Here is a 19,402-nt window from a genome sequence, read left to right as displayed (position 1 = left end):
AGGGGAGAGAAGTATGCAAAGCATGATTATTTATTTACTTATACCTTTATATTTGATATTTATATCAATTTCAATGGGGTCTATTATTTTAAATAAACTGAAATATGAAAAATATATTTCATATGCTTCCCCAATTGGATATTTTTTCTATCTTGCAGTTTTTCAAGTATTCTTCTATTTCTTAACAGTTTGTCGAGCTACAAGTAAAATATACTTACTTTCTTTTATAATCATTAATTTTGCAATATTAATTATTATATTATTTAATATTAAAATTGTATTTAAATACTTAACTAAACAATTCAAAAAAGAAAATTTAATAAAAACAATTTTTATTACACTTTTTTTCTTCACATGCATATTACTTTATACAAAGATTCAGTTCAAATTAAGTGTTTCTGATTTAAACTTTTATGTTCCTTATATAGAAAACCGCTTGTCATCGACAACATTTTATATAATGTATGATTATCAAGCATTTTATACAATTTATTCGTCTTTCTATAATTTAATAAAAATTGTTTTTAATGTTTTAGGGTTGTATGATCCATTTTTAACTTTAGGTTACATGACATGGATACCATCTATTGTATTTTATTGGATATTTGCTTGTTTTTCTGTGGAAGTTTTTAATATTATAGTGAGTAAAGTGAAATCTAAGTTCTCAATGTTACTAGTTTCTTCAGTTATATTTACATCTTTCTTTCTTAAATTTTGGTTTTATTTCGCCCCATGGGTAGGAAATTCATTAAAAAAAATATGTATTTCCTACTTAATATATTTATTGTATCGACATTATTCAAACAAAGTGAATGATAATAATACTAAAGTACTCTGCTTGATTCTGTTTGGATCATCTATTGCTGTATCAACAACTTGTTTCTTTCTATCGGTGATTTTGTTGTATTGTTCATTGGTTTATTCTGTTTGGAATAATAGAGTAGGTTATATTAAGGATTTATTGTTATTCTCAATTTTTCCAGTTAGTTATGCTTGTGTTTTTAATAGTATATTCATATACATATTTGGTGTGATATATCTAATTTGTATTTATATTCTATTTACGAAGAATGATGAAAAATTAGAAAAATGGATTAATAAATATTTTAAAACAGCATTTATTATAATTCCTATTATTTTGGCAATAATTTCATGTGTATTTTTTATAGGATTAACAGATTCTCTAAATGCGTTTGTTCAGTTTGATGAGTATTTTGATCACGCCCCAGATTTATTTAAGTTTAACTTCTTTAACAATGAAATCTTCCTAGTTTTGTATAATATTGCTTTTTGGATAATAATATTTATATTTTTATTTGATAAGAAAATCAAACAGAATTATATTAAACTTATGGTGTTGATAATATTTATTACTTTTTTTAATCCATTTTGTTATGGGATTATCTTCAATTTACTAACTTCGGTAGTTTATTTTAGAATTACAGATTTATTTTTTAATCCTATTGTTTTAGCAATGATTTTGATTAATGTTTTAAATAAAAAGAAATTGATTCATTTTTCTTATCTGCTACTAGTTGTTTTGATTATAAGTTCACTAAAAACAAATAGAATAAATAACTATATTAAAAATGATGATAATCATTCCTGGTTATATCACACCTCAATCAGTAATATCGATTTTATGAATCAATTTGATAATTTAATTCTCAAAGAATCCACCGATAATGACATTAGAATTGTTTCTCAAATAGAAAGTATAAATCTATTTTCTAAGTATGAATTTGAGTCTGTAATTGGTGCAAGATTTTATACGATTGATGATCCTATTTTCATTGATATATTTGAGAATAAGCTCGATTTAGATGAAAATCAGGATGAGTCAAAATTTAATAATGCTTGTTATTATGCTAATAAAGAAGAAATTGATTATATAATTATTGATGCGCAATATAATTGGCAATTAGAATCAGGTTTATGGTCTTGTGTTGAAAAGAAATTTGAATTTGAGCAATATAGAGTTTTCAAAACTAATTATGACTATTGGGAATATAATATTCGTGAGGGTTATGTAACAAGGAATTCAAATATGATAGGGGAAAATAATAATGAATAAAAAATTTAAAAAGTATGGGTTAATTATTATTTTATCAATTTTAGTTTATTTAGTTATTATCTCTCCTCATTTAATACTTAATAAACCTTTAGTAAACGGAGTTGATGTTTTAAAGCAAAGTTATATGTTCGAATCAACTTTTGATAAAGTAATAACAGGAATATTCTCTTCAGGAAAAATAAATTTTTATGATTGGAATATGTTTTTAGGAAATAATATTTATGCATCTAAAACGTTTTTTGGCTTATTTGATATCTACTCAGTAATTGGAAATTTGTTTTTAAATATGGATTATTTAGCAAAGACACTAATTCTTTTCGGTTTAAAGTTTGTTGTCGCATCTGTTACTATGGTTGCGTTATTAAGTAAAATTGGTATTAAAGATAGATACTCAATTTTTGGAGGCTTACTTTATTCTTTATCAGCTTACTTAATTCTATTTAGTGAACAACAATTCTTTATTTCGTTTTACTCGTTGGCGCCATTATTATTGCTAGTTATTGAGCATTTCTTACAAAATAATAGAAAGTTACCTCTAATTTTCTGCGTATTTTTCTTGTTTATAGATAATTATTATTTTATGATTACTCTCAGTATATTCGCATTCTTTTATTATATTTTTAGATATTATATTTTGAAAGAGAGTTTTAAAGGAATTATTAAAAAATCCATTTTGTTCTTGTCATTATATTTTATAGGTATTTTCTTATCTGCCATAGTATTGGTACCTTCACTATTATATATACTTGGAAACAGTCGTGTTGGAAGTGGTTCTAATTTAGGATTAATATATGACTTACGTATTTTAATAAATAATATGCTATCACTATTGGTTCCAACCTATTTGTATAATTCATTATGGAATTATGATTTAATGTTTGATTTACCATATGCAATTAAGCAATGTTTTCTATTTATTGGGACGGGAAGTCTATTTTTATTAATTCAACACTTTTCGATTAAAAATAAAGAAAATAAAGCAAATAAAGCAAACATGTTATTTCTAGTATTTAATATTGTTTTCTTTATTTTCCCGCTACTTACTTCAGCTATTCATGGTTTTTCAGAACCATCATTTAGATGGACATATATAACGATAATGTTTTTTGTTATCTTTATCTGCCAATTTTTATCTAGCGATAATGTAAATATTAACATTAATCTTTTAAAGAAGACGGTGATAATTTATATCCTATTAGTAGTAGCTGGATTTTTTGCCTTAATGGGATATATAAACGACTTTTCATTTACAACAAATCAATATAATTATGCATTATTATTTATTTCGATTATATGGGCTATAGTCTTTTACTTTTTGCTCAAAAAAAGGGAAAAGTTTGAAATAATATTTCTTATTTTATCGATTATTCAATTAACTTCATTTGCAACATTTCAATTTTACAAAGAAATTAATATGGATGAAAATGGAACATATGAGTTTATAGATAAAGCAACTCATGTACTAGAAGATAAACGAGGTGATTTAAGCGGTTATTTGGATAGCTTAAGCCCTGATCAGTATTATCGTGTTTATGTGGACTATAATAAATTATATTGGAATTTGAGTCAAAATATGAGTTTAATATATCAGATAAATGGTTTAATGGCTTATGATTCAACCTATTCTCCAAGCTGGAATCAAATGAATTTAATAATGAATAAAGAGGATTACCATGAGATATTAATTGATGATCCAATATTAATGGAATTTTTGAATACAAGATATGCAATAGTTGTAGATGAAGCTGATTTGCCAGTTGGAATTCAATGGAATTTGATTAATGACAACTATAGATGGCTAAAGGTTTATGAGAACATGCAATTTAGACCGCTTATACAACTTTATAGCAAAATTGATAGTATAAGTAATTGTAAAGTAGATAATTGTGTAACAAAAATTTTAGATACAGTTATCAGTGAAGAAGATAACTATGAAGAAATAAAATCATTTCTAAATGAAGGAACAATAACTGTTGATTATGTTAACTATGAGAACAATAGTTTATTTACTCAATTTAATTCAACAACAGATGGTTTTGCCATTTTGACATTACCATATGATGAAGGGTGGAATATAATCAATAATGGCATTAAGAAAGAACCATTTAAGGTAAATGGTGGATTTATTGGAATTCCTATTGATAAAGGTGATAATTATTTAGAAATGTATTTTACACCAAAAGGATTTAAACTGGGTGCTATTTTATCGGGATTAGGGTTGCTATTAACCTTTAGCATTGGAGTTATGGAATTTATTAGAAAGAGAAAAAGTAATAATTAGGAAAAGATATAGAATTTTATGTATAATAGATATGCTATAAAGGGAGGATTTATATGTCAGTTTTATCAATTGTTGTTCCTGTATATTATAATGAAGATAATTTAATTCCATTATATAATGATTTATATGAAAAAGTTTTAACTAAATTAGATAAAGAAGATGATTATGAGATTGTAATGGTAGATGATGGATCTCAGGACAATTCATGGAATGTTATGTCAGATTTAGCTAAGAAAGACAATAAAATTCATTGTATTCGTCTTTCAAGAAATTTCGGAGAACATGCTGCAAACTTATGTGGTTTCTCTAATTCAATTGGGGATTGTGCTGTGCTAAAGGCTGCTGATCTTCAAGAACCTTCCGAGATCATACTAGAGATGTTTGAAAGTTGGAAGAAGGGGAATAACGTTGTATTAGCTGTTAGAAAAGATAGAGAAGAGGGATTCTCACAAAAACTTTTTTCAAATACATATTATTGGCTAGTAAGAAAGTTGGCATTAAAAAACATGCCTAAAACAGGATTTGATAGGTATTTATTAGATAGAAAAGTTATAAAAGCTCTAGAGCTACTAGATGAGAAAAATTCATCGCTACAATTACAAATTCTGTGGTGTGGTTTTAAAACTGATTGTATTTATTATGTAAGAAAACAGCGTGAAATAGGAAAGTCGAAGTGGACATTAGCGAAAAAAGTAAAATTGGTTGTAGATTCATTAGTAAGTTTTTCTTTCGCACCTATAAAATTTATTACGTTCATTGGATTTGCTTCATTTGTTTTATCATGTATATGGGGGATTAAAGTATTAATTGATAAATTTACTGGTAAAATAGCAGTAGCTGGATATACAAGTTTAGCTATCCTAATTTTGGCATTTTCTGGACTAATTTTATTAACTCTAGGCATTTTAGGAGAATATATTTGGAGAAGCATGGATGCATCGAGAAATAGACCAGTTTATATTGTTGAGGAAGAGGATTTAAATCGCAAAAAATAGTCAACTCATCAAATAGAAGGAGTAGAACATATGAAAAATAAGCAAAATCAATTCTTGATTATATTAGCAATCTTTTTAGCTATATGTTGTGTAGGATATTATTTTGTTAGTAAATCTAAACAATACCCAGAAGCGAATTTACAAGCGACACCAATTGTAACTGATAATCAATCAACTACTCTAGATTGGAGTAGAGAGTATCGTGTTATGGCACACGCTATGGGTGGAATCGATAATCATGACTATACAAATAGTCTGGAAGCGTTTGAGTACAATTATGGTCAAGGAACTAGGTTGTTTGAAATTGACTTGGAAACAACACTAGAAGGTGATATTTGTTTAGCGCATACTTGGGAAGATTTTAGAACTAAACTTACAAACATCGGTGGCGATATAAAGGAACCTTTATCAAATGAAGAATTCAAAAACGCTAAAATATATGATAAGTATACACCTTTATTTTTTAAGGAAGTTCTAGAAATTATGCAAGAGAAGCAAGATTTTTATCTGATAATAGATTCTAAAATGTTTGATGTAGAAGGAACTCGAATTGTATATGACAAGTTAATGGAAGTCGTAAACGAAGTGGATCCGGAACTAATTACTCGAATCATTCCTCAAGCCTACAATCCTGAGATTATAGATGTGCTTCAACAAGAGTATGAATTTCCGGAGATAATTTATACATTATATTCTATTTATGATAAATCAAATGGTGAAGAAATCTATAAGACAGTAAAGGAAAAAGGTATCCGTGTAGTTGTAATGCATATGGACAATGACTGGGCTGAAAAGGTTATTCAAGGAGTTGTTGCGTATGCAATTAATGACAATGATAATAGAGGACAGTTTAATGTATATATTCATACCGTTAATGATACAGATAAAGCTAGAGAGATTGTAAATGATTATCATTTTTTCGGAATATATTCAGATTTTATAACGGAGAATCAATTCAATAAAGATATTTTGATCAATAAGTAATAATATATAATTCCACTTAATAGACAAATGAATATTCATTAGTTAAAAGGTGGAGTTTTTTTTCGAAATTGATAACTTTCCAAAAGTTAAAAAAAATCTCACTTTCTATAAACAGATGAGAATTAAAATATCATTTGTTTAGGTAGGTGAGATTTTTAAATAGAAAGTATCTTTTCAATTATATTTCTACTCTTGTCCTTGTTTGTAATAATCTGTAATTAATATGGATTGTCCAATATCAATCTTGTCAATGATATCTTGGTTAATTTTTTCGATTTCAGAATCACTAATTGTATCAAATTTAGTTATTTTTTGTCGTGTTGAATCATAATAAGCTTTATCAGTTAACCATGAGTAATTATCCCAAATAACTGTTCCAGGTATATTGGATAGAGCATCTCTACCTGCAATATATTGACCATTTAAATTGATATTGAATAAATTAGCTAATGTTGGATAAATGTCCAAAGTAGATGAGACATTATCAATTTGCTTAGCCTCCATATTTGGAGTCCAAATTATGAATGGGACTTTATTCATTTCATAATCGTAATTGTAATCATAAAGCTCATTTTTTGCATTTGTAGACATCCCATAAGGATAATGGTCACCATATATGGCAATTACTGTGTTTTCTAATTGACCATTTTCTTCTAAACTAGTAATTAGTGTTTCTATACCTTGATCTAAAGCATGTTGACCAGCAAAATAGCATAATGCCTCTATAGAATATGGATTATTCTCTTCTCCTAAGATTTGCATAGTTCCCCATAAATCACCTTCCATTTCATAACGATAAGGGTTGTACGGTATATGTCCTGAAACGGTAAGTATAAAATCGAAAAATGGATATTCGTTCATATCAAATGTTTTAGCCATTGTTTGAGCAGTTAAATCTTTATCAAGATTCCAGTTATATGCATCTTGCCAATCATCACGTTGTTCAAAATACAAATCTTCTTGTGCAAAGAAATAATCGAATCCTAAGTTTTTGTGAAGTGTTTTTCTATTATAGAAATCGCCATAAAATGAATGAAACGAATTCGAATTATATCCCCTATCATTCAGCTCAGAGGCAAGCGTATTGCTAAATGTATTATTGTAGAATGCATAAGCTGTCGGACCATAGTTTATAGATGGAAATAATGAAGTCAAACTAACAAGTTCACTATCGGCGGTTGCTGATTGATATACAGGAGCGTAATGATTGTTAAATGTAATACCTTCAGTTTTCATCTTATATAGCGTTGGGGTTAATTCTTCTTGGATTGCAACATCAGTTAACGACTCACATAAGATTAGAATTAGATTCTTTCCTTCAAACATACCAGTAAATTCATTTGGCTCGTGCGTATATCCGTTATTTGCAAGATAGGAATTAATATCTTCAATCTGTTTTTCTACATTTGAACCGCCCTCAAATAATACCATATATAGATCTTTGAATGTATAAGGATAGAATCCTAATCTTTCAACCGACTTAACTTTATTATATAAAGTATTGAATAAATAAGCATCACTTTCAGTTTTGATGTTTTTTACAGGGTATGTAGTTGTAAGAATAATAATATTTATTATGAAGAATAATGATAAGATACCAGATAAACCGAATCTGATTTTTTTAGTATAAGTATTCTCTTTCGTTTTTAAAAATTGAGTAATTATGTAGCCAATAAAAGGAAGAATGAACACCAGTAATTTTATATCAAATTTAGAGACAGCTTCTCCTTTAACGGTTAGTGCTTCCTTGAGTATTGAAATTTTTGCCGCTGAGAAGAATGTTGAGAAAAAATGGTAATGTAACGATTGAGCAAGTGCAAGAACACCGAAGAATAATACAATAAATCCACCATAGATGATTCGAGTTTTCTTCCCCATACAAAACATCAAGGAAGATAATAAACCAGCAAACCAAATGCTAAATAGCAAGGGTCTAGTTGCAATTGTATCTAATCCTAAATAGTATCGCATGAACAATTCAATGAATATTATTGAAAGAAATACAAATATAATATCAAGATTGTTGCGTAAATGTTTGAGTATATTCTTAATCATAAATAACCCTCCGTGAGAAATTATAACATGTAAATAATAGTAAAATCTTAATTTTTCATTAATATTGTCTCTTTCGTTTTGAAAAATAATTCAAAGCAACTAAGAGAATTAGAGAAGAAATACTCATATAAATACCTTCTCTAAATAGTGGAGCAGTGTATTCAAAGCGAATATCGTATATCCCTTTATCCAAATTAAAACCAATAAATCCAAAATTAACTTCTTCATATTCGATTTTCTTATTATCAACATATATATTCCATCCAGCATCAATTGGAACTGAAGTAAATATTGTTTTATTATCTTCCAATACATTAATTGTAGCTTTAATTATGTCATTAGTGACAGATACATTTGTAAAACTGTTGTTTCTCATTTCGTTGAAAGCATTCTCATAGGAACCATTTAAATCCTCTTCATAAACATTTACCATAGTTCCGTATCCATATTCATCAGCTCCAACAATAACTAGCTTATCAATAGGTTGATTTTCATCTATTACAATAGAGCTATAATTAAATTGCCATAAGTCAATGATGTCCACCTCTCTTTCTTCGAAATAGGTTCGAACTTCTAAATGAGGTATTCCAAAATTTTCTATATAGAGGCGTTTATTACTTATAGGCTTATCAAATTCAAGAATTCTTGTTTCTGCATCAGCAAATGAAATGAGAAGTTCTAGATTACTTTCATCTACTGTGATATTTGGTGAACTATTGGTAACACAATATTTTTGCATAATTTGATCTTGAAGCAAGTAACTTAGATTAGAGACAACAGAAGAATTAATTGTGTTTGGACAAACATATCCTAGTTCTAAGAAATTTTCATTTTTATAAATTTTGTAAGAGGATGTTTCTTCGATTAACTCATATCCGAATGGAACTGGTTGAACAGGTGCATAAGAATAAAAGTACTTCGCGGATAAAAGATTGTAACTATTCTCTCTACCAATCAATTGAGACATTAACCAAGTAGATTTAAATCTGCCTAAATACTCCTCTTGATTTACATTGTATAAGGAAGAGTAGAAACTCATCCCTTTAAAATCTTGTGCTAAAGGCTCGTTAGCAGCAGTAATATCAAGTAAATCATCGTTATAGTTTAATTGTCTCTTATCATAAAGAATTCGATAAAATGATTGATCGTTTTCTTTAATCCATTGGACAGGTGAACTTGAATAGTTTTCACTGTCGTACATTGTGTAAGGGAGAGGGGTATTAAATTTAAATAAAAGTACTCCACAAAATAAAACTTCAATTGCAAGTACAACTAAAAGTAAACTAAACTTATTCTTATAAATAATAAGAGTATAAAGGAGCATAATCAGTATGAGCACAAAACTTGATTTTACTAAGAAAGTTAAATTTTGAATAGATGTTAACTTAAAATAATATGATATGAAAAATATACAACATAGCACTAGTAAGTTTATAAAGAAAGAAAATAATATATATTTATTTTGAAGTTCATGAGAAATAAAACTATCAAGTATAGATGAAATAATTATTGTATTAATTAGGACAAGCATAAATAACCAGCGAGTATCAATAGAAAAATTGAATAACTTTGAAAAGAATGGAAATAAGAAGAAGATGAATCCAAGTATTTCAAGAAGAAGAAAACTATTTCTTTTAAATTTATCTTTTAGACAAACCATTAGAGGTAAAAGTAAAGGAGTAATAATCATACTATAAAGACTAGCGCCTCCACCCCAACCGATGTTACCATGTTGACTTGCTTCAATAAAAAAGTTCACGTTTTGTCTTTCTAAAACAGGTGTATACAAACTTGAATAAATTTTAAATATTTCTCTAAATCCATTCATTAGTAATAATGATGAATTATCGCCTGAAGAAAAGCGAGGCATATTTAAAATGATGAAGGCTGTTGGTAATAAAATAATGGAACTTAATAGAACTCCTAAAATCACTAAAGAAAAAAACTTAAGGCTTTCTATTACAGTATTTTTTAGGTGAAGATTATTTTTATTAATATTTAAATATCTCATTAATGTATATAAGCAAAGAAAGGGTATGAATTGGTATAATAGAAGATAATTACTTATACCCAGTAAACCTAATGAGATACATAAACCAAGAAACTTCTTTTTTTCTAAATATACCTCTGTATAGTAGAGTGAGAGTGGATAGAAAACAGTTGCAATTAATAAAAGTTCATAACGCATATAGCCCAAATTCCAGCCGCAAAAGATAAAGGTAATCGCGCCGACTATCGAAGCTATAGAATTCTTATTCAGTTTTTGTAACCAGTGATAGGTGAGTATTAAACCTAACCAGAGTTGTAAAATATTGGCGATTAACAATGAATAAGGAATAAACTCTTTCGGAAACAGAGTGCAAAACCAAAAAACGGGAGATGAAATGAAGTATAATGTATAGGAAAATATGTTTCCACCAAAGCCTAAAGACCAATCCCAAGTACTTAATGTACCAGAATGAACTTTCTCCCATCCTCCTAAATAGTATTTGAAGGTTTGTTGATATGTATCTCCATCAAATATGAAAATGCCTTTATTATATATAAATGTATATAGGAATATACCAACTGATAGAAATAAGAAGAATAGATAAAGTTTATAATATCTACGTAGGTGTTCTTTCATTTTAATTTCTCCCTACATTATTGAATTCTTATTCAGTTGATTTTTTACATCTAGAGAGAGATCAACTATTAATATAAGTATTGCTATAGATAGTACACTTAAGTTAATTGGTTCAATGTTAAATAAAAATGGTAAATAGGAGAATACGGAAACAAACATAATAGTTATTGGAACATAGATTTTCTTTGTATTCATCATAGCGTAAACGATAGCTATAATCTCTGCATAGTAATAATATCTTTCATGCATATGAGGTAACATGAAAGGAATGATAAGTGAGAAAAGTAAGAATAATGAAATAAGTAAGTACTTATTTAAATCAAGCTTTCTTCTAATGCACATGTAAGCAGCTAGAAAAGTAGTAGAAAGTGCAAGAAGTGTTGCACTTTTTGATATATCATAATTAACCAATGATCTAATTGGAGCCCACATATTTGCACAATTAAATGATAAATCATTAGCAGTTGTAGTAACTTGCCAATATGCAAATATTAATGCATCAAAGTAGTTTCCACCTGCAAGAGCAGTGGGAATGAAACAAATCGCATAGGATAAGGGTATAAGTAATAAGTGTTTTAATTTAAGTTTTCTATTCATCCATAAAACAAGGAAAACAGGTGCGATAAATATTGACTGAATCTTGATAGCCATTGCAATTCCAAAACTAATACAAGCATATTGAGGTTTGTCTTTAAGGAAGAAAAGAATTGTTAAGGCAATGAAAACCATTATTACAGAATCACATTGAGCCCATAAAGCAGAATTCATTACAACTGTTGGTGCTAAGAATGTAAAACAATACGCAAATAATGCTTTAGTTTTATGATTTGTACAATGAAACACAGTGATTGCAATAATTATGGCTAAAGCTAAGTCAAATACAACTGAAATAGTCTTGATAACTGTTAAACTTGACCAAGGTAAATACGTTCCAAGAGCCATTAAGTAAACATAAGGTTGAGTATAATTTCCAACTAATAATTTAAGACCAGGAATACCACCAGCTGCATCTAATTTATCCCACCACCGAGAAAGATTTTGAATATAATCTTGGGATTCAAATGGATACAATTTATATCTTAAATATAAACCTAAAGATGTGATTAGGATTATTAAAACCAAATCAAGTATTTTGAACTCAAGGTGCTTAATTTTAATTTTCTTATAAAGCAATTCATCTAAATACATACTATTTATTTACCTTTCTAATGAAAAAAATAATATAACTAATATAAAGCATTAAACCAGCAAAGCTTAACATTGCTCCTATTTTGAATCCTTCAGGAGTAAAATACATTTCAATTTGATTGTCTCCTTTTTGAATAGGAATCCCAATAAAACCACCATTAACTTTATATGATTTCACTTCTTTACCATTAATAAATACCTTCCATCCTGAATCATACGGAAGAGAAATAACCATAAAACTCTGATCATCACTATAGACATAACCTGATAATTGGTTGTTATAGTACTGAATATTTTCTAACACAGAAACTGTGTCACTTTTTAATAATTGACTGATTTCATCAAAATCATTCGAATCTACATAAATCGTATCTAATAGACTTTGTGCATTTGTGTAGTCATCTATTTCTTTGAACTTTGAATACGTTGTTCCAAGATCACGATAATCATCATTACGATAAATTAATAAACTTGACCTAAAGGAATCTGATAATAAACGCCAATTTCCATCAGGTGGTAATTCTTCTTCTGATGAAACAATTGCGTATTTTACATTAATAAAATTCAACAAATCGATATCCTTTATATTGAATATCCATTCTGACTCAAAATCTTTTATTGAAGGTTCAAGTAATTTTAAATCATTAATGGATGGAGCATAAGCTGAATCGTAGGTCATTGTACCATTTAATTGATAAATAATTGACATATTGTGACTATAGTCCCAATATAACGAACTATGAGGGACGAATACTCTGTAGTATTGAGAATTATTTATTGGCTCAATGGCATCTAACATCTCATTTAATTGATTGTCATAGTCCTGTAAAACATGGGTGACAGAATTAATAAATTTTCTATCTTGTATTTCTGATAAACTTAACTTATCGTGGAATAGTTTATATCCACTTAGTCCAAGCTCTAAGGTGGTAAGAATTAGTATGAGTTTAAGTACATTCTTCGATTTCAACAAAACAAATAAGTAAATAAGTATCAGTATAGCGAATATACTGAATAATAACCATTGCGTTTTGTAATCGAAAATACTTTTACCGATAATCATAGCAGTTATTGGAATAATTGTAATAAGAAATATGCTCATAGAAATAGCAGATATTTTTATTATCCTCTTATCGAGAGTACTTATTTCATTCAAAATAACAGAAGAAGTAATTATATTGAATAAAATCATAAAGAAAGTCCATCTGAAACTAGGATCTCCAAATCCATGGACAGCAGAGCCAAGTCGCGGAAAGATTAAAATTAATAGAAAACATAACCAGACAGATATAGTTGCTTTCTTAAACTTATTTTTGAAACTTAGAACACAAGGGAGCAAAATAACATTGATTAAACCACAATACATTGCGATTTCTCTTGTGTAGTGAAAACTAGTTTCGAATGTATTGTTACTATAAATGTAAAGGTAATTTGGTACAAACATTGATGAAAGTTCATGTAAATAAACTTGTATTTGATTAAAGAAAATACCTTCTTTGAAATTTCCTAACCTATCACTTCCTAAAATATAGTGGATTGTTGGTAAAGTTAAAATCATTGTTATTGATACACCAATTAGATAATAAAGTATCATCAAAGAAATATCTTTAATAAAAGTTTTAAAATTATCATTTAAAATATAGTAACGATAAATTACATAGACAACGGTAAAACAGGAAAGCGTAAAGAAGAAATAGAAATTGGTAAACAGGCACATTGAAGTTAGTAATATGAATAACATTGCATTCTTCTTTTGTAAGTATAGTTCAACCCCAACGAAATAAAGTGGAACCAATGCATAAAATGATAGGAATACAAGCTGTCCGCTAAAGAAGATAGCCCAACCACTGAATGCAAAAGAAATTGATCCAACAATTTTAATGATTGGTTTTATTTTATACTGGGATAATAAAAGATAAGTTGAAAAACCAGCAACATAAAATTTCATTATCTCCAAAATAAGAGCAGTGCTGAAGAAATCAGATTTAAATAATAAACCAATATAACTAAATAAGTCTCCCATAAGGTAGTAACTTTTAGATGCGAAAAAATTAGTACCTAAGAAACTAGACCATGAATAAAATGGTAAAGACCTATTTTCAACTAAATTAGTCATTAAGTTTCTAAACTCTTCATAAAATAAAAACCATTGAGGTCTTATATCTGTTCCATATTGGACTGGTGAGTTTGTTATGATATATTGTAAAAAATAAACCCCAATTATCAAGGTTAATATACAAAATAAGGTAAATATGTGTTTTCTTTCTTTCTTAAGCATAAAATTCCCCTTTAGAATGACCTAATTATACCATGAACAATGAATTGATTAAACATGAGGATTTGGTATAATTATTAAGGAAAAAGGTAAATATATGATAAAAAAAATTAAAGAGAAGTTTTTGAATAAGCAGTTTCTAACATTTGGGTTAATTGGAGCATTTAATACAATAGCATCACAAGTGCTATATATTATCTTTGTTAATATCAATCTTGCACCTTCATTATCAAGTTTTTCGGGAGATGCGATTACTATGGTAATTTCATATTTTATGAATATGAAGTTTACGTATCATGAAAAATGCACATGGAAGAATGCAGTTTCATTCCCGTTGAGTTATCTACCAGGAATGATAATAAATATGTTAATCGTAATGCTTGCAGTTAATGTAGGAGTTCCAAAAACTTATGCAAAACTGATTTCTTTACCAATAACAATACCCGTCAACTACATTTGTATGTCGATAATTGTTAGATTAACAGGGAATAAAAGTAGCCAAAAATAAGTAAAATGGCTGCTTTTTTCTATGTTATAATACGATAGAAAAGGGTTGAACTATGAAAAAGAATATTGCTAAAGTTGGAGTAAAGGTATTAAGTATAGTAATGATTACTATTTTTTTGCTATTTTCTTTTTCTAATTATTTTCGACCTAATAAATTAGCTAGACCTTCTGATATGACATCAAAGATTGATGGATTTTATGAATTAGAAGAAAATTCAATGGATGTAATACTATTTGGAACTAGTCATATGTTTTATAGTTTTAACCCATCAATACTGTGGAAGAATACAGGTTTAAATAGTTATATATTCGCAGGGGAATGTCAACAAATTGAAATTACACTACAATTTATGAAAGAGGCTATACGTACGCAAAATCCATCATTAATTGTACTGGATGTCTTTGGTTTATCAAACTCGATAGAATCTTGTAGAACCGAAGGTTCCTCAAAGGTCAATACGGAAGACTTAAAACTAAATCGAAATAAAATTGATGCCATAGAAACGTATGATGATGAAGTTGGAAAAAATGTATTTGATATCTATAAGTATCATAATCGTTTATTTTCGATGCAGCAAAAAGATTTTGAAAATGCCTTGTTAAAATTTGATAATACGAACTTTGGATATGCATTGGCTTATCCATACAATCAATATGATTCAGACTATGTTTATGTTGAAAATAATCAAATTATAGAACCAGATGAAGCAAAACTTAATGCCTTAAATGAAATTATTGAATTATGCAAAGGAAACCAAATCGAGTTGTTATTGGTTAAAACTCCTTACTACGCTTCAGAAGATGATGCTCAAATCTACAAATACATAGAAAACTATGCTTTAGATAAGGATATACCATATGTCAATTTTAATCAGATGTATGATGAAATCAATTACCATTTTGATTACGATGGTAGTACTTGGCATGCAAATGTAATAGGTGCTCTAAAAATAACGAATTACTTATCAGATTATATTGTAAGTAATTATGAATTTACGAATAGTAATCAAATGTATGATAAAGAATACAATGAGTTATATATAAAAACTGAATATGCATTATTAAATAAAATCACTGATATCAAAGATTGGTACGACTTAGCACGAGAAATTGATGCGACAGTTATTATAAATTATAAAGTTTCAAATGGTATATGGCTTCCTGAAGAACGAATAAATGTTCTTAAGGAACTTGGACTTGATTTTGATAAGTTAGATCAGAATCAACTTATTATTTTATCAGAAGAGAAAGAATCACTTCTTTCATATGATTATCAAGAATATAAAAAGATAATAAATGAACACGAAGTTATTGTTAATAGTGAAGGTGAACTAATGATAGATGATGTAGTTATGAATTCACCAGAGGCAGATATAACTATTAGTGTCATTGATAATTCAAGTGGTTATCTTATAGATACATTCTCTTTAGTAACGCAAGGTGATACATACATACTTAGAAAGTAGGAAATTATGAACGTTTACGATTTTGATGAAACTATCTATGATGGAGATAGTACACGTGATTTTGTCTTTTATTTGGTTAAGAAATATCCAAAGACATTACTTGTTTTACCAAAAGTAGGAATAAAAGGAATAAGATATGTTTTGAAAAATATTTCAAAGACAGAATTCAAGACAAATGTCTATTCAATGTTTAAATACATACCCAATATTGATAAAGAATTAGAACTGTTTGTGGATAATCATATGCATTGTATTAAGAGATGGTATATTGAACAACAAAAAGAAGATGATGTTATTATTTCAGCATCTCCTGAGTTTCTGCTTCAACCATTCATGGATAAATTAGGTATTAGGTATTTAATTGCATCAAAGGTTAATAAATTCACTGGTGAATATAGAGGACTAAACTGTTATGGTGAAGAAAAAGTTGTTAGATTTGACCAAGAACTGAACAGGAATGATATTGATAAGTTCTATTCTGATTCTTATTCAGATGATCCAATGGCTAAGTTAGCTAAACAGGCATTTCTAGTAAAAGGGAATCAATTGGTAAAGTGGTAGTTATATTAAGGGGTGAGATTTAAATGCGAAAATCGATAAAATCAATAGGATTAATATTTTTAATTATAACAATAGGATATGGAATATTTTTATTACCATATTTAGTAACCAAACAACCTACAATTATGGGATATGACTCTCAACAAATATGGCATCCTCTTTATCATGAGTTCTATCAATTGCTTGATAATTTCTTTGGAACGGGTGAATTACCATTTTATTCATTCAACTATTTTTTGGGGAATAATTTTTTTGCCTCTAAAAGCTTCTATTTAATGGGAGATGTTTTCGCTTATATTGGTTATTTATTTAAGGGATTAAATTATTATGATTTAACAATTATTCTTAACTATTTGAAATTTCTTACTAGTGGAATTTTGATGTATTTTCTTATTAAAGAATTTAACTACAAAGAAAAAACATGTTGCTTTGGAGCAATTCTATACTCATTTTGCTCATATTCAGTTTTCTTTACAACTCAATCGCAAATTCTTTCTTTCTTTGCCCTTATGCCCTTAATATTCATTGGAACGGAGAGATATCTAAGAAATAAGAAAACATTATTCTTTATTTTTTCTGTGTTTATTTTAGTAATTAATAATTTTTATATGTTTTACTCCACATCAATTTTTCTTGTAATTTATTTTACATATCGCTTTTATACAATAAACTCAAATTTTAAAGGGTTTATTAAATCAAGTTTTATGTTGATTTTAAATTATTTTGTTGGTATTTTAATGGCGTCTGTAATATTTGTACCTTCGATAATATTTATCTTGATGAATGCACGTGTGGGGGATGTTCAGTCTTCGCAATTCTTTTTCGAACAGTTTAGTGTTTATTTACACCTTCTTGTAAGTCTTTTTACACCAAGTCATGTACACATTATGTGGTATGATAACACCATTTTTAATGCTTGGTATTCAATAGGTGAGTTAAATTTATGGGCGGGATCATTAGTCGCGATATTACTACCACAATTATTCATTGGTGAAAATAAATTTAAGATTAAGAAAAATATTTTACTATATTCTGTTTTTATATTAATTTTATTTATTCCAGGATTAGATTCAATGATGCATGGATTTTCAGAGCCATCATTTCGCTGGACTTGTTTTATTATAATGATGAATATATTGTTAGTAATGGAATTCATTGATGATTACACAAAGATTAATTTTAGAGTCTTACGTAATACGGGATTAATTTTATTGCTTATTTGTTTATTTGCAATTCCCTTATATTCAGTTATTCTTGGGAAAACAAATGAATTATTCAGCATTTATAGCAAGCAATTTATCTTGTTCTGTTTTGTTGGAGTATTATTGTATGTCATTACATTGCTTTTAAGAAAAAAGAATATTTTATTAGTAATGATTTTCGCAATAATTGAATCCATTTTATTTGGTTCGATTTTCTATTATGATGAATTAATGATGACTAAAGTAGTAACATATGAATTCTTAGATAATTCAACCCATGTTCTCGAGGATAATGAAGGAGAATTCAATCAGTATATGAATTCATTAGAGAACGCTAATCCTATGGAGTTTTATAGAATTTATGTTAATAAGAATTCAATTTACTATAATTATAGTTTAAATATGAATGTTTTTTATCAACTTAAAGGTCTTATTACATATGATTCTACATATGAAACAAGTTATAATCAGATGAAAAAGTTGACTCAAAATGGAGATAATTGGTGGATGATAAATGTTCAAGATCCAAATTTGATTACTCTTTTTAATACGAAGTATGCTGTTGTTATAAACGAAGAAGAGTTACCAAAGAATATGGACTGGAAGTTAATTACGAATAATTTTAGAGGGGGATTATCAATATATAGAAATGAAAATTATAGAAAATTTGGAACTCCATATGATAATGTTATGAGTGAGGAAGAATATTTAACAATTAATGATACGAGTTTGTTTCTAACTAGTGTTATTGCTGAGAATACAGACATAATAGAAATAGAAAAATTTATTAGCGATAGCAAATCTGAAATGGAAAATATTCGTTATTCAGGAAATCATATATTTGCAACACAGAAATCTGATAAGACCTCATTTGTTGTAACAGGAATACCTTTCGATAAAGGGTGGAAGGTATTCAATAATGGCAAAGAAGTGGAGACATTCATGGTGAATGGCGGGCTTCTTGGGTTGGGACTTCCTGCAGGAGAAAATAATATTGAAATGTATTTTACTCCTACCGGTTTTAAAGAAGGAGCTATTTTATCAATCATTGGGTTTACAATATTTGCAATTCTATCATTAGTTTCAGTAGTGAAATCAAAACGAAAATTCGAAAAGAATAGATAGGTATAAATATGAATGTATTGTCAATTAATTTCATCGGATTTGTATCCGCTGTATTTGCATTGA

12 protein-coding genes are annotated in these 19,402 nt (G+C 27.9%); 8 read left to right on the top strand and 4 right to left on the bottom strand.

What is annotated here, in order from left to right; translation table 11 throughout:
• The first annotated feature begins 22 nt into the window (after positions 1-22).
• The 4 genes from RR643_RS04530 to RR643_RS04515 are packed head-to-tail and all read left to right on the top strand — an operon-like array spanning position 23 to position 6,334.
• A complete protein-coding gene (locus tag RR643_RS04530; protein WP_332482444.1) occupies positions 23-2,074 on the top strand; it encodes a hypothetical protein in 2,052 nt (683 codons plus the stop codon).
• Positions 2,067-4,355: a YfhO family protein gene (locus RR643_RS04525; RefSeq protein WP_332482443.1), complete on the top strand. Its 2,289-nt coding sequence runs from the start codon at positions 2,067-2,069 to the stop codon at positions 4,353-4,355. The genes RR643_RS04530 and RR643_RS04525 overlap by 8 nt, the downstream gene beginning before the upstream one ends.
• A 53-nt stretch (positions 4,356-4,408) precedes the next feature.
• Entirely contained in the window at positions 4,409-5,350 is a 942-nt protein-coding gene (locus tag RR643_RS04520; RefSeq protein WP_332482442.1) for a glycosyltransferase family 2 protein, read from the top strand.
• A gap of 30 nt (positions 5,351-5,380) precedes the next feature.
• Complete coding sequence (locus RR643_RS04515; protein WP_332482441.1) at positions 5,381-6,334, top strand: glycerophosphodiester phosphodiesterase family protein; 954 nt, start codon at positions 5,381-5,383, stop codon at positions 6,332-6,334.
• A gap of 186 nt (positions 6,335-6,520) precedes the next feature.
• On the opposite strand, the gene RR643_RS04510 is transcribed toward RR643_RS04515, so the two are convergent.
• From RR643_RS04510 to RR643_RS04495, 4 genes are read right to left on the bottom strand one after another with little or no spacing between them, the layout of a single operon-like run.
• Entirely contained in the window at positions 6,521-8,389 is a 1,869-nt protein-coding gene (locus RR643_RS04510) for an LTA synthase family protein (RefSeq protein ID WP_332482440.1), read from the bottom strand.
• A 58-nt stretch (positions 8,390-8,447) separates the two neighbouring features.
• A complete protein-coding gene (locus RR643_RS04505) occupies positions 8,448-11,015 on the bottom strand; it encodes a YfhO family protein (protein ID WP_332482439.1) in 2,568 nt (855 codons plus the stop codon).
• A gap of 12 nt (positions 11,016-11,027) precedes the next feature.
• Complete coding sequence (locus RR643_RS04500) at positions 11,028-12,203, bottom strand: hypothetical protein (RefSeq protein WP_332482438.1); 1,176 nt, start codon at positions 12,201-12,203, stop codon at positions 11,028-11,030.
• A gap of 1 nt (position 12,204) precedes the next feature.
• Positions 12,205-14,481 (bottom strand): YfhO family protein, encoded by a 2,277-nt coding sequence (locus RR643_RS04495; protein WP_332482437.1) that lies wholly within the window; start codon positions 14,479-14,481, stop codon positions 12,205-12,207.
• Positions 14,482-14,575: 94 nt separating this feature from the next.
• Here RR643_RS04495 and RR643_RS04490 point away from each other — a divergent pair, with 94 nt between their 5' ends.
• From RR643_RS04490 to RR643_RS04475, 4 genes are read left to right on the top strand one after another with little or no spacing between them, the layout of a single operon-like run.
• Complete coding sequence (locus RR643_RS04490; protein WP_332482436.1) at positions 14,576-14,986, top strand: GtrA family protein; 411 nt, start codon at positions 14,576-14,578, stop codon at positions 14,984-14,986.
• Between the two features lie 52 nt (positions 14,987-15,038).
• Positions 15,039-16,451, top strand: a complete 1,413-nt coding sequence (locus RR643_RS04485; RefSeq protein WP_332482435.1) for a hypothetical protein — start codon at positions 15,039-15,041, stop codon at positions 16,449-16,451.
• A 6-nt stretch (positions 16,452-16,457) separates the two neighbouring features.
• Positions 16,458-17,012 (top strand): HAD-IB family phosphatase, encoded by a 555-nt coding sequence (locus RR643_RS04480; RefSeq protein WP_332482434.1) that lies wholly within the window; start codon positions 16,458-16,460, stop codon positions 17,010-17,012.
• Positions 17,013-17,035: 23 nt separating this feature from the next.
• On the top strand, positions 17,036-19,339 hold the full coding sequence (locus RR643_RS04475) for a YfhO family protein (RefSeq protein WP_332482433.1): 2,304 nt from the start codon (positions 17,036-17,038) through the stop codon (positions 19,337-19,339).
• Positions 19,340-19,402 lie beyond the last annotated feature (63 nt).

The organism is Anaerorhabdus sp. (assembly GCF_036637135.1).
Taxonomy (GTDB): Bacteria; Bacillota_I; Bacilli_A; order Erysipelotrichales; family Erysipelotrichaceae; genus Anaerorhabdus.
Note: the sequence above shows the minus strand (reverse complement) of the source record. Positions and strands in the feature narration are given on the sequence as shown.

Coding starts and splice junctions, on each gene's coding strand:
- RR643_RS04485 (WP_332482435.1), top strand. CDS start 15,039: ATGAAAAAGAATATTGCTAAAGTTGGAGTAAAGGTATTAAGTATAGTA.
- RR643_RS04520 (WP_332482442.1), top strand. CDS start 4,409: ATGTCAGTTTTATCAATTGTTGTTCCTGTATATTATAATGAAGATAAT.
- RR643_RS04510 (WP_332482440.1), bottom strand. CDS start 8,389: ATGATTAAGAATATACTCAAACATTTACGCAACAATCTTGATATTATA.
- RR643_RS04515 (WP_332482441.1), top strand. CDS start 5,381: ATGAAAAATAAGCAAAATCAATTCTTGATTATATTAGCAATCTTTTTA.
- RR643_RS04500 (WP_332482438.1), bottom strand. CDS start 12,203: ATGTATTTAGATGAATTGCTTTATAAGAAAATTAAAATTAAGCACCTT.
- RR643_RS04530 (WP_332482444.1), top strand. CDS start 23: ATGATTATTTATTTACTTATACCTTTATATTTGATATTTATATCAATT.
- RR643_RS04505 (WP_332482439.1), bottom strand. CDS start 11,015: ATGAAAGAACACCTACGTAGATATTATAAACTTTATCTATTCTTCTTA.
- RR643_RS04475 (WP_332482433.1), top strand. CDS start 17,036: ATGCGAAAATCGATAAAATCAATAGGATTAATATTTTTAATTATAACA.
- RR643_RS04525 (WP_332482443.1), top strand. CDS start 2,067: ATGAATAAAAAATTTAAAAAGTATGGGTTAATTATTATTTTATCAATT.
- RR643_RS04495 (WP_332482437.1), bottom strand. CDS start 14,481: ATGCTTAAGAAAGAAAGAAAACACATATTTACCTTATTTTGTATATTA.
- RR643_RS04480 (WP_332482434.1), top strand. CDS start 16,458: ATGAACGTTTACGATTTTGATGAAACTATCTATGATGGAGATAGTACA.
- RR643_RS04490 (WP_332482436.1), top strand. CDS start 14,576: ATGATAAAAAAAATTAAAGAGAAGTTTTTGAATAAGCAGTTTCTAACA.